Here is a 12,059-nt window from a genome sequence, read left to right as displayed (position 1 = left end):
ATTAGTCGACCAGTATTATACGTGTCAAGGAAAAAATCTAATCAAAAATCCCCAATCATGACTTTAGATTTTCAAAATCAAAAAATTGCAGCATAAAAAAGGCTGCCCTTTTCGGACAGCCCCATCAACCCCACTTCAATCAGCCGCATTCCAATAGGCCATTCTTTCACAGCTATCCACTTCAATGCTGTAAAAATCAAATTCCTGCGTGACCTTGCCTTTGATCAGGTAGATACCGCGGCCTTTGAAGGGATGCTTTTTCACCACCGGAGGGAAATGTACGGTGTCTATCCAGTCCCCTTCCCTATCGATAAAGGTCCCGAAGTTCATCACGTCTCCCTTCACCGTTCGGGTGTATTTGATCGTCACGAGATACCCGATGATTTGTACTTGTTTGCCTAAGTACTGCTTCAGATCCCTCGCCTTGATGCTGGGGACGGTTTGATCTTTGACCAGGTGGAAGGGACTGTCCAAAGGAAATTCCAAAATATCGATCTGGTCCACAATCTCCTGTCTAAGGTCAGCATCTTCGAGCTCTGGAACCTGCAATTCCCGAAAACCTGCCTGCCGGAAGAGTTCATTTCCCGTAGCCACGACCTTACGTTTATTCAGAATAAAGTGTGCTTCCCAAAGCAGCTCCTGCTTGCTCTTGCCCGTAAAGCGAAAACAGCCGATACGGATCAGGATCAAGGCCTGCTCCAAGCTGATATCCACCCGGGCGATAAAATCAGAAAGTCCCATAAATAGACCATTGGCCCTGCGTTCGCCCAGTATTTTCTCCACGCTGGTTTTTTCAAGATACTTCAGATGGATAAAGCCCAGATAGACAGTCTTCCCTTTGATATTGGTGAGGTAATCGCTCTCATTGATATGGGGGGGCTGTATATCGGCCCCGTTCATGCGGAGTTCGTGAATGTAGAATTCGGTATGGTAAAAGCCCCCAAAGTTATTGATCACCCCCACCATGAACTCCAGCGGGAAGTAGGCTTTCAGGTACAAACTCTGATAGCTCTCCACCGCAAAGGAAGCCGAATGCCCCTTGGCGAAGGAGTAACCCGCAAAACTCTCGATCTGATGCCAAACTTCCGCAGTGATCTTAGGGTCTCTTCCCAATTTTTCACAATTGAGGAAAAACTGGTCCTTCACCCTTTGGAATTCATCTTTGGAGCGGGACTTCCCGCTCATGCCACGTCGGAGGATATCCGCTTCCGAAAGGCTAAGCTCCGCAAAGTAATGCGCCACCTTGATCACATCTTCCTGATAGACCATGATGCCGTAGGTTTCGGGCATGATGTCCATCATCACGGGATGGGCCTGCTTGCGCCTTTCGGGATCCACATGACGCAGGATATATTCACGCATCATCCCCGATCGGGCCACGCCCGGGCGGATGATGGAGCTGGCGGCCACCAATTCTAGGTATTCATCTGCTTTCATTTTGGCCAATAGCATACGCATGGCGGGTGATTCCACATAAAATGCCCCGATGGTATGTCCCGTCCGCAACAGTTCTTTGATTTTGGGGTCTTTTTTGAATTGCTCTACCTGACGGATATCCACTTGTACGCCCTGATTTTGGTAGATAAGCTCCAGGCTGCTTTTGATATGCCCCAGTCCACGCTGGGAGAGGATATCAAACTTGTGCAGCCCGATATCCTCTGCCGTATGCATGTCAATATGTGCCAAAGGAAATCCTTTGGGAGGCATTTCAGTGGCGGTGTAATAGTGGATGGGCTTGTGGGAAATCAGTATACCACAGGCATGGATAGTCAGATGTGAAGGCATCCCGTGCAATACCTGACTATACCTGAGGATCAGCTTTCCATACTGATCGGGAATATAGTCAGGCTTTTCAGCATGGTAGATCAAGGACTCGATCTCGGTTTTGGGCAGACCAAAGACCTTCCCTAGTTCCCGCAACATGGAATTGGATTTGAATGTGCTATAGGAACCCAATAAGGCCACGTGTTCTTGGTCTTCCTTGTTGTATTTATCAAAAATATACTTCACCACCTCATCCCGATCCGTCCAACTGAAGTCAATGTCAAAGTCAGGTGGATTTTCCCGGTACAGGTTGATGAAGCGCTCAAAGTAGAGGTCCAGTTCTATGGGATCCACGTCGGTAATCCCTAGACAGTAAGCTACAATGCTATTGGCACCACTTCCCCTGCCTACGTGATAGAAGTTCCGCTGATGGGCAAACTTGATGATATCGTAATTGATCAGAAAGTAGGAGACAAATCCCTTCTGCTGGATCAGTTCCAGTTCCTTTTCGAGGCGCTTGCTGATTTCAGGTGTCAGGTTGGGATAGCGGTTGATGGCACCTTTGAAGGCCTCCTGTCGCAGGTAGTCAAAGTCTTCCCAATCCGAACCCAGGATATCCCGCTTGTTTTTCACTGCCTGGAAGTAGAAGGAAAACTGACAGGCTTCGAGCAGGCGCTGGGAATTGTACAGCAGGTAGCTATGCCCTTCGCAGCGGGCTACCATGTCTGCATAAGAATAAAATTGATCGCTGATGTCTCCCTGCTCTTCGGGTTCGAGTTTGCTGAGCAGCGTATTCTTGTCCACTGCCCTCAGGAGTCGGTGGGCATTGAATTCGAGTTTGGAGGAAAAACTGACAGATTGCAGCAATACCAGTTTGTCTTTGTAGCGGTACCAAGGAGACTTCACCAAGCGGTTGAGCTGATAGGGATGGATGCCGACAAACTCATTCTCCCTCAAGGGAAAGACCTTCTCCCTGAAAGGATAGACGATAAAACTATGCTGAAAAGCCGGGGCTTTGTCCTCAAAGCCAAGCCCTTTGGTCCTTCTGTGGGAAAGGTGGCGGTTGAGTTCGTGGAAGCCTTCCTGATTTTTGGCCAAACCTATGTACTGCTGTTTGACACCGTTGCGGAAATCAATACCGATTACAGGATGTATGCCCTTTTGCTGCGCTTCGCGGATAAAGGGAAATACTCCGGCCACCGAATTGATATCCGTCAAAGCAAGCGCATCGAGCTTTCTGCTTTTTGCCTCAGCAACCAAAGACTCGATGGATAGGGTGCCGTATTTGAAACTGTAATATGAATGGCAGTTGATAAACATGGAAATATACTGAGTGATATATGCCTTCCTATGGTGGCCGATATAAACGGATATAAACTTCGCGATATAAACAGATATTTACAGCACTCCGGCTGTGACATAAGCAGATATCGATTTATGCTGAAATGTTAATATTTTTAACATATAACTGTTTATAATTTAAACATTACATCGTCAAAAAGTCAAGTTTGGAGGAGAAAGTTGTCAGAAATTGAGATAAAAAAATTGAAAGCTAATTAATTCAAGCACAGACCAAAAAACCAAACCAAAGAATTACATGTGTTTTGCGATCATACGCGAAGAATCACATGTAATTTTTCTGTTTCTTGTGAAAAACCAAAACTAAGCTTAGATTTACTTTTGAGCTATGGAAAACTGGATAGACTATCTCAATGATATCATAGAATACGAAGTCAGGTGGAAAATTTACAAAACTGTACTTATTCTGCTTGTCCTGTGGCTGATTAAAAAAGGGGCTTATAAGATTATCGGCGTCCGCACAGATGATGCCATGAAGCGGGTATATCATTGGAGAAAAACCATCCAATACCTTTTAGCTATTATCGGACTTCTCTTAATCGGCGACATTTGGATCAGTAATTTTCAATCTCTCACCACATTTTTAGGGTTATTATCAGCAGGCATCGCCATTGCCCTAAAAGACATTTTTGTAAATATTGCCGGATGGATTTTCATCTACTGGAGAAAGCCTTTCGATGTGGGCGATAGGATCCAGATCGGTGAGTTCAAAGGAGATGTAGTGGACTTGAGGTTGTTCCAATTCTCACTTTTGGAAGTAGGTAATTGGGTCGATGCTGAACAGAGTACCGGAAGAATTGTTCATGTACCTAATGGTAAGGTGTTTTCAGATCCTCAGGCCAACTATAGCCAAGGCTTTGAATACATTTGGAATGAGCAACAGATTTACGTCAGTTTGGATTCAGATTTCAAAAAGGCTCAGACTATCCTAAAGGAAATCATGAATACCCTTATGCAGGATAACTTCAAAAACATTGAACGGTCCATTATGAAGGCCCATAAAGAGCACTTCATTTCCTTCGGCCAGTTCACGCCAACAGTATATGCCAAGATCCATGAAAGGGGCATCCAACTTTCACTCAGGTACCTAACACTACCTCGTAAAAGACGTGTAATTGAACATCAAGTAACGGAAGCAGTACTGGAACGCTTAAGAGCAGAAAAAGATATCAGAATTGTGTACCCGATTACTTCAGTCTATTTAGAAAAAGGCCTGTAATCCTCTGTCTCCATAGACAACTCAACTCTCTAGCAGAGGATTTTTCAAATCCTTCATTATTGTCCAAAGACCCATAAATAACAAAAAGCCCTTTGAAACAATGTTTCAAAGGGCTGGTTCAAGGAAAAAAATATCCCCATTTTAAGTCAATCTTCTGATGCAAACTGACAACTCACATTCGGATTTAAAGGAAAGTACATGCCGGCAGGATTATTCTTCCAAATCCAAACATGCAATTGATAATGAGGAAAAGGAGGCCCTCCATTGACATTCACAGGCTCGCCATCCTCATTTTCAGTCATCTCACGATGGTCTGCAAATTCTATCTCTCCAAATTTTGGCAAACCATTAGATTCATCCCACAAATCTGCAGGAACAACATATTCCACTCCGACCAATTTCATCTGGCCATTTTTGCCCGGTTCAAATAACAGGACACTGGGCAGGAGAGGGTCATACGCAGACATGAGCAAACCTGGATTGACCGCATGATGCCCCATCCCTCCTAAGCCCGGCACTTCAACACAATGTGGATCTAGGGCATATCCAGCTGATTTGGCTTTATCAAAATTGTGATATTTGGCAGTGGCACTTCGTATTGCCGCAACTAAACGGTTCTGAGAAGAAGGGTTCTTCCTAAGGTATTGCCCTATTTCATCTTCAAACAAATCAAAATGTGAAGAAGCTAACTCTTGTTCTAACTCCATAAAATTGTCAGGCTCCTGTAGACTTTCACTCATGCAGGCAGATAATAACAGAAAAAGCAACAATAAACCTGAACAACAGGCATAATTAAGTAATCTATGTAGTTTCATTGGAATGCATTTAAATAATTTTAACAGAAATAAACCTTTACTTACCCCACCAAAACATGGGATACCGGATCAAATCAATGAAAATTGTTCCAGACCGATCAACAAATTCAAAAGCTCACATTTCATTCTTATGAGCAAAACCCATAACATCTGGCCAGTATGCTATGAAGACAAAAATGATATCATTAATAAATTCAATGTAAAATTGCAGGCTTACAACCACTAACACATCACCCAATTGGGTGATTTTTCAACTCATTTACAAAATGAACTGTTCATTTCAAAAAATACATCTCTAATATAGGTTCCATTGACATACCTCCTGGATTCAATCCTGGCTTTCCCTGAGGAACAGGCACACCTAGTTTTTCAAAGTATTTTTCCCAAACAGGAAAAAGCTCGCCTGTATCCGGGTCATGATAGGTCATTGGTTTGGGGGTAAACAGATCTTTTCCTCCATTTGCAGATTTAAACGATAAGTGAATCAATTCAGAACAATAAAAAGCATCATTTTCAAAGTCAAACCAAGCATCATATGGTTTACCTAGGTGTATTTTAGCTTCTTCTATTGCCCTTGGAACAAGCCATTGAAACTCTTCCTTCAACCTTCCTATCATCACTTTTGGTTTTCCTTTTTCATCAAGATGTCTATTGAGAAAGTCCTCTAAGGTTGTTTTACTTACACCTTTTCCTATTGCCTCCAACACAATCCAATTTTCGCCCTCTTTAATCAACATGCCGTTGTGTGAAAAGTCCTGACCGTTATACCCCTCAGTTACCTTCCGTATCGCGTCACAAAAATCTCCACAGTCTCCATCCTGAAAAAGAATATCTCCTTCTTGCCAATCAAAACCGCTTTTTTCTTGGGCACATGAAAGACCAAGAAAGATCACTAATATGAACGAAAACCTTAATTGATAGAACATTAATGAAAAGTCTTTAAATCACCATAAAAAAGAATACCAATGCTACCCCTAATACAAGTACCATCTTTTTGGCTTTATCCTTGACTTCTTCTGCTATCTTCCGTTTTCTCAGGACCAAAACTGCGATACTCAATCCAAAAAACTGCAAAGCAATTCCAATACCATTAAGCGCACCCAAAGAGTGTGCTATAAAATGAAAATAGTTATTATAAAGAGGGATTAGACAAATGACAATCCCTATTACTCCAAATATAAATGAGCGCTTCAACAGCATATTCTCATCTTTTTCCATCCAATTGCTCATCTAGATTTGATTTTATTCTTTCTTTCTTGAAAATATGCTTCTACTTCTGTTCGAGACAAAGCATTAAATGTCATCTCTTTGGTCAATCCCCCTTTTCTTCCAACCAATACGCCGTACCTCATATCTGCATATCCTTCCATTTCGTGTGCATCTGGATTAATCGATAATTTCACACCTTTTTCCATTGCATAATTTACCCATCTCCAATCCAGGTCCAACCTCCAAGGATTGGCATTGATCTCTATGATTACCCCATTTTTGGCACAGGCATCGATAATAACCTTATGGTCAATCGGATAACCTTCCCTTCTTAGCAGCAATCTTCCTGTGGGATGTCCCAAAATGGTGGTATAAGGATTATCAATGGCCTTGAGCAATCTGGCTGTTGCTTTCTTCCTATCCATACTCAATCCTGAGTGAATGGAGGATACTATAAAATCAAAACTTGCCAAAATCTCATCTGGATAATCCAAACTGCCATCTGTCAAGATATCGCTTTCTATTCCTTTGAAAATCTTAAAAGGGGCAAGTTTCTTGTTCAATTCATCAATTTCCTGATGCTGTTTCTGAACTTTCTCAATTTCTAGGCCTCCTGCATAAGAGGCTGTCCTGCTATGGTCAGATATACCCAAATATTCATATCCCAACTCTTTGCAATATACTGCCATTTGACTGAGTGTATGCTTTCCATCACTGTAGGTAGAGTGGTTATGTAAAATCCCCTTCAGGTCCTTTTCTTCCAATAAACTCTCAACCTTATTGGTTTTCACCCATTCCATTTCAAAATAGCCTTCTCTCAACTCTTCCGGTATCCAAGGAAGACCAGCCTTTTCATAAACAGCTTCTTCTGTATCAGCTCCTTTCTCCTCTCTCAGTATTTCGACCAAAGTCTTGTTGTCTTCCAAAGGATAAAGTAAATGGGCCTTACTCCCTGTTCTGAGCATTTTTTCCACTGTAAAATTATCTCGACCTGAAAAGTGGATTACCAAACTCACCTCTGGCTCAAGAAGCTTACCTCTCCATTTGAAAGGACTTGATAATTTTTTTTCCTGACTAAGAGTTTTCAGATCGTTTAACTGGATCATCACCTCACTTGGATCATCAGTTGACACCAACCATTCAACAACTTCGATGACCTCCATTTTGCGGGCAAATTCCCCTACAGTGCAAACTTTAGAGACACCTTTCAGCTTTCCAATGCTATTGGCAAGATCATTCATTGCTTCTTCAATGTCGGCAAACAGCCATTTGCCCATATTAGCAGCCCTAAACTCCAATGCCTGAATGATACTTTCCTGGGTCTTTTCCCCAAAGCCTTTTGCCTTGGCTACCTGTCCTGACTGACAGGCCTCCATCAGTTCATGCGTAGAAGTAATATTCAGTTCATCCCAAAGGATTTTTACCTTTTTGGGCCCCAAACCTTTAATTTCTAATATTTCGAGTATTCCTGTTGGCGTCTTGCTGAGTAGTTCTTCCAAATATGGATGAGTTCCATTCAAAGTCAGCGAAGAAATCACTTCCGCAATCCCCTTACCAATACCATTGATCCCCTGAAGCTCCTCCATACCTTTACCTTCAATCGAAATCTCTCCTCTGTCAATCGTATTGACTGCAGATTGATAACTTCTGATTTTAAAAGAATTTTCGTCATGAAGCTCCATGAGCTTGATGATAAGCTTGAGCTGTCGCAGTATACTTTTCTGGTCCAAAATTTTTATTATTTGGTTTCTGAATAGGACAAATGTCATCAATAATTGTTTCAAAATAAAATCTTAAAACTTATCTTATGCCATGCTTTAACAATTAAATCATGATGAATTATTGGCTAGTAAAATCTGAACCCAGTGAATATGGCTGGGATGACTTATGCAAACTTGAAGAAGACGTTTGGGATGGCATACGTAATTTCCAGGCTCGTAACTACCTAAAGGAAATGAAATTAGGAGACAAAGTTTTATTTTACCACAGTGGCAAAACCAAAGAGATTGTGGGAATAGCTGAGGTTTCCAAAGAGGCATTCCCGGATCCCAAAGACGATGAGAACAAAGGCTGGGTTGCGGTAAAAATCAAAGCTTCAAAATCTCTAAATAATCCTTTTACTTTGGATCAGATAAAAGAAGACGATGAATTGAGTACCTTGCCTTTATTGAAACAATCCAGGCTTTCTGTAATGCCTGTCGAAAAAGAACAGTTTGACCATATTGTTAAGTTATCTCGATGAAAACCCCTTATTATTTAGTCTTATTCTTTTTCATTTTTTTTAGCCAAATGGCTTTGGGCCAGATGGAATTTGTCGAAAGATTGGAAGTCGAAGTCAAGTTCCAGGAGAATGATTTTATGATCATCAAAAGGCCCAGTGGGGTATTGGCCTTTAGGGCCCAACCGGAACGTGGATTCAATCTCCGCTCGAAGTTTCAATATTTTTCAGCTGATTACGGATTACAGGCCACCCCAACCAAAGAAATCAATATCAAAGAAAATTTTGATCTCGTGGGATACGATTTAGAAGGAGACTTTTTTTATGCTTTGATGCAGAAAGGGTCTGCTTCCAATTCTGAGAAATACCTGATTGAAATCAATCTTGAAACTGATGAGGCAAATGAATTTCCATTGGAAAATATTTATCCGATGGATTTTAAAGAATTTTTTGTACTCAACAGGCATGCTGTCTTTCTAGGCAATGCAGAGATGCGGCCTATTTTGCAGATTTATAATATTTCCGACAATGATGTATACACGGTACAGGGGATTTATGGCAAAGAAACTTTAGTCCTACAGTTGCGCAAGGACAGTGAGCTTGAAATCATAGATGTCTTGATCAGTAGGCGGGACAAATACAAGCAAAAACAGGTTTCTGTACTTTCTTTTGATGTATTGGGCAATAAAATCAGGGAAGTAGTCATAGAAAAACTGGATGAAAGCAATATGGAGATAGTGGAAGGATTACTTACTCCTATCGAAGATTTCCAGCAATCGGTTATTGGCACCTATGGCCAAAAAAGAAGAGAAGCTTATCAGGGAATTTACATAGCTGATATCAACGAATTTGGGGAATATGTCTTGAAATATTACACCATGGAAGATTTCCCCAATTTCTATAATTACCTGAATGAAAAGCAGAGAGAAAGAAAATGGAAAGAACTGGAAAAACAGTTTGAGAAGGGCAAGTCTCCCAGCCTCAAGCCAGTATTTTCCTCCAGAGAAATCATTACCACAGATAAAGGTTATTTGGTTTATAATGATCACTTCACTGCCACTAATCCAAGATATATTCCCCGGGATGGTGTTTACGCCAATGATGCATATAGATTCAATCCAAACAGACTATATTTTGATGGGATGAATTACGGACCGGCTTATGGTTCACAGCTTTTCAATACTGCACGCTATAGTCCTTTCCCATGGCAATATGAAGGTGAATACAAGTTCATTTCAGCATATTTTCTGTATATAGGCAAAGAAGGTCAGGTCATCTGGGACAATGCTTTTAATCTTTCCAATAAGTCAACGAACATCCCCGGAAAATATGGAGAAGTGAGTTTTGACGGAAGCAAACTCCATTACTTATATATGGACGGTATCCAACTCTACATGAGTTATCTGAAAGACGGCGAAGTCATTTTCGAAAACAAATCCTTCGAAATAGAACTCACCAATGAAAATGAAAGGATAAGGGAGACACAGGAAACCAGCCTTAATTTATCCTGGTGGTATGATGATTACTTTTTACTAAGTGGAAAACAGAAAATCAGATTTATCAATGATGGAGGAAGAGATGAAGTAAGGGAGGTTTACTTCCTAACCAAAATAAAAGTGGATGGCGACAAATATGTACCTGAGGAAGATGAAAATGAATCGAATTGATTTTAAAGTTAAGTCTCAATAGAATTTGATTCGACTGGATTCATCTTAAACCTTCTTACCCTTCAGTATTGGACAGGAAATTCAGTTATTTTAAAAAAAGAAAAAACCCTTTAACTCGCTATCTTCAATCTTCCTCATTTATTTTTATATTTGCAGGCAAAGCACAGCCATGCAAAAAAGACTTGTCCTTGACCAACAGCAAATCGCTATCATATTGAAGCGGTTTTGCCACCAGTTGATCGAAAATCACGATACTTTTGAAAATACCGTACTTTTGGGACTACAGCCAAGAGGCCCCATAGTTTTGGACAAAATCGTCAAGACTTTAGAAGAAATTTCCGGACAAAAAGTGGCTTTTGGGTATTTAGATGCCACATTTCATAGGGATGATTTCAGGAGAAGAGATTTTCCATTGAAAGCCAATGAAACCAAAATAGACTTTTTGATTGAAGGAAAGAAAGTGGTACTGATCGATGATGTCCTGTACAAAGGCAGATCAGTAAGGGCAGCCTTGGATGCCATGATAGCCTTTGGCAGACCACAAAAAGTGGAGTTAATGGTATTAGTCGACAGAAAATATACCAGAGATTTTCCTATTATGCCGGATTATTGTGGCATCAAAGTCAACACTTTGGAAAGCCAATATGTCTCGGTAGAATGGGCTGAAAAAGGCTTTGAAAAAGACGCTATTTGGATAACAGAAAAAGCTTAAAAAATAATATGTCACAACTCAGCACCAGGCACCTTTTAGGCATCAAGGACATTACTGCGGAAGATATACAATTGATATTCGAAACAGCTGACAATTTCAAAGAGGTACTGAACCGGCCTATCAAAAAAGTCCCTTCTCTGAGAGACATTACCATTGCCAATATTTTTTTTGAAAATTCTACCCGTACCAGATTATCTTTCGAATTAGCTGAAAAAAGGCTTTCTGCCGATGTGATCAATTTCTCTTCCAGTAACAGTTCTGTAAAAAAAGGTGAAACCCTTATTGATACCGTCAATAATATTCTCTCTATGAAAGTAGACATGGTAGTCATGAGGCATAGCAGCCCTGGCGCGCCACATTTTCTTTCAAGGAATATTTCTGCCAATATTGTCAATGCAGGAGACGGCACCCATGAACATCCAACGCAGGCATTATTGGATGCATTCTCCATCCGCGAAAAGCTCGGTGACGTTGCGGGCAAAAAAGTAGCCATCATCGGCGACATCCTACACTCCAGGGTAGCTTTATCCAATATCTTTTGCTTACAAAAGCTTGGCGCCGAGGTGATGGTTTGTGGTCCGATTACCCTGATCCCAAAACACATTGCAAGCCTTGGGGTAAAAGTAGAACATGATGTTGAAAAAGCCCTTCAATGGTGCGATGTGGCCAATATCCTTAGAATTCAACTTGAAAGACAGCAGATCAAATATTTCCCATCACTTAGAGAGTATTCGCTCTATTTTGGTGTCAATAGGAAAATGTTGGACAAACTAAACAAAGAAATCGTCATCATGCACCCGGGACCGATCAACCGTGGTGTTGAATTGAATTCTGATGTGGCAGACAGCGAGCATTCCATCATCCTCCAACAGGTTGAAAATGGGGTAGCTGTGAGAATGGCTGTCCTTTATTTATTGGCTGGATCCAAATAATGAGTTAAAGCAAACTCTTTTTTGCATATTGATGTAGAAAAAAAAGGGGGTGTCCGAAAAGTCGAGACACCCTTTTTTTATTGTTGATCTTCTCTAAAATTATTATTTTAGAGTTGAACAAAATACAACAATGTCTAAGGTAGTTTTTAAAAATCAGACTGGCA

At 41.0% G+C, this 12,059-nt stretch carries 10 protein-coding genes; 5 read left to right on the top strand and 5 right to left on the bottom strand.

All coding sequences use genetic code 11. The features are described 5' to 3' along the window. Nucleotides 1-135: 135 nt before the first annotated feature. Nucleotides 136-3,084, bottom strand: coding sequence for a DNA polymerase III subunit alpha (locus tag ACFFIP_RS11555; protein WP_382387805.1), 2,949 nt, complete (start codon nucleotides 3,082-3,084; stop codon nucleotides 136-138). Between the two features lie 367 nt (nucleotides 3,085-3,451). Between ACFFIP_RS11555 and ACFFIP_RS11550 the strand changes: the two genes are divergently transcribed. Beyond that, nucleotides 3,452-4,342, top strand: coding sequence for a mechanosensitive ion channel family protein (locus ACFFIP_RS11550; RefSeq protein ID WP_382387804.1), 891 nt, complete (start codon nucleotides 3,452-3,454; stop codon nucleotides 4,340-4,342). Between the two features lie 146 nt (nucleotides 4,343-4,488). Here the strand turns inward: ACFFIP_RS11550 and ACFFIP_RS11545 are convergent, their stop codons facing one another. The 4 genes from ACFFIP_RS11545 to polX form a co-directional block, all read right to left on the bottom strand. Then, a complete protein-coding gene (locus ACFFIP_RS11545; RefSeq protein ID WP_382387803.1) occupies nucleotides 4,489-5,157 on the bottom strand; it encodes a hypothetical protein in 669 nt (222 codons plus the stop codon). Nucleotides 5,158-5,432: 275 nt separating this feature from the next. Beyond that, complete coding sequence (locus ACFFIP_RS11540; RefSeq protein ID WP_382387802.1) at nucleotides 5,433-6,083, bottom strand: YiiX/YebB-like N1pC/P60 family cysteine hydrolase; 651 nt, start codon at nucleotides 6,081-6,083, stop codon at nucleotides 5,433-5,435. 13 nt (nucleotides 6,084-6,096) lie between these two features. Next, nucleotides 6,097-6,387 carry a hypothetical protein gene (locus tag ACFFIP_RS11535; RefSeq protein WP_382387801.1) on the bottom strand — a complete coding sequence of 97 codons (291 nt, stop codon included), beginning with the start codon at nucleotides 6,385-6,387 and terminating at the stop codon, nucleotides 6,097-6,099. Beyond that, the gene (gene polX / locus ACFFIP_RS11530; RefSeq protein ID WP_382387800.1) at nucleotides 6,384-8,135 is read right to left on the bottom strand and encodes a DNA polymerase/3'-5' exonuclease PolX; all 1,752 of its coding nucleotides are present in this window, start codon (nucleotides 8,133-8,135) and stop codon (nucleotides 6,384-6,386) included. Before polX ends, ACFFIP_RS11535 begins: the two co-directional genes overlap by 4 nt. Nucleotides 8,136-8,200: 65 nt before the next feature. Between polX and ACFFIP_RS11525 the strand changes: the two genes are divergently transcribed. The 4 genes from ACFFIP_RS11525 (at nucleotide 8,201) to ACFFIP_RS11510 (ending at nucleotide 11,895) form a co-directional block, all read left to right on the top strand. Then, nucleotides 8,201-8,608 carry an EVE domain-containing protein gene (locus ACFFIP_RS11525; RefSeq protein WP_382387806.1) on the top strand — a complete coding sequence of 136 codons (408 nt, stop codon included), beginning with the start codon at nucleotides 8,201-8,203 and terminating at the stop codon, nucleotides 8,606-8,608. Continuing rightward, the gene (locus tag ACFFIP_RS11520) at nucleotides 8,605-10,251 is read left to right on the top strand and encodes a transcriptional regulator (RefSeq protein ID WP_382387799.1); all 1,647 of its coding nucleotides are present in this window, start codon (nucleotides 8,605-8,607) and stop codon (nucleotides 10,249-10,251) included. Before ACFFIP_RS11525 ends, ACFFIP_RS11520 begins: the two co-directional genes overlap by 4 nt. 169 nt (nucleotides 10,252-10,420) lie before the next feature. Continuing rightward, nucleotides 10,421-10,963: a bifunctional pyr operon transcriptional regulator/uracil phosphoribosyltransferase PyrR gene (gene pyrR / locus ACFFIP_RS11515; RefSeq protein ID WP_382387798.1), complete on the top strand. Its 543-nt coding sequence runs from the start codon at nucleotides 10,421-10,423 to the stop codon at nucleotides 10,961-10,963. Between the two features lie 8 nt (nucleotides 10,964-10,971). Further along, nucleotides 10,972-11,895 carry an aspartate carbamoyltransferase catalytic subunit gene (locus ACFFIP_RS11510; protein WP_382387797.1) on the top strand — a complete coding sequence of 308 codons (924 nt, stop codon included), beginning with the start codon at nucleotides 10,972-10,974 and terminating at the stop codon, nucleotides 11,893-11,895. The last annotated feature ends 164 nt before the right edge of the window (nucleotides 11,896-12,059 follow it).

This window comes from Fontibacter flavus (genome assembly GCF_042432905.1).
Classification (GTDB): Bacteria; Bacteroidota; Bacteroidia; order Cytophagales; family Cyclobacteriaceae; genus Fontibacter; species Fontibacter flavus.
The sequence above is the reverse complement of the archived record's forward strand: the minus strand, read 5'-3'. Positions and strand labels throughout refer to the sequence as shown.

Excerpts from the sequence above, each read along its gene's own strand:
- ACFFIP_RS11555 (WP_382387805.1), bottom strand. The coding sequence starts at position 3,084 with ATGTTTATCAACTGCCATTCATATTACAGTTTCAAATACGGCACCCTA.
- ACFFIP_RS11550 (WP_382387804.1), top strand. The coding sequence starts at position 3,452 with ATGGAAAACTGGATAGACTATCTCAATGATATCATAGAATACGAAGTC.
- ACFFIP_RS11545 (WP_382387803.1), bottom strand. The coding sequence starts at position 5,157 with ATGAAACTACATAGATTACTTAATTATGCCTGTTGTTCAGGTTTATTG.
- ACFFIP_RS11540 (WP_382387802.1), bottom strand. The coding sequence starts at position 6,083 with ATGTTCTATCAATTAAGGTTTTCGTTCATATTAGTGATCTTTCTTGGT.
- ACFFIP_RS11535 (WP_382387801.1), bottom strand. The coding sequence starts at position 6,387 with ATGAGCAATTGGATGGAAAAAGATGAGAATATGCTGTTGAAGCGCTCA.
- polX (WP_382387800.1), bottom strand. The coding sequence starts at position 8,135 with ATGACATTTGTCCTATTCAGAAACCAAATAATAAAAATTTTGGACCAG.
- ACFFIP_RS11525 (WP_382387806.1), top strand. The coding sequence starts at position 8,201 with ATGAATTATTGGCTAGTAAAATCTGAACCCAGTGAATATGGCTGGGAT.
- ACFFIP_RS11520 (WP_382387799.1), top strand. The coding sequence starts at position 8,605 with ATGAAAACCCCTTATTATTTAGTCTTATTCTTTTTCATTTTTTTTAGC.
- pyrR (WP_382387798.1), top strand. The coding sequence starts at position 10,421 with ATGCAAAAAAGACTTGTCCTTGACCAACAGCAAATCGCTATCATATTG.
- ACFFIP_RS11510 (WP_382387797.1), top strand. The coding sequence starts at position 10,972 with ATGTCACAACTCAGCACCAGGCACCTTTTAGGCATCAAGGACATTACT.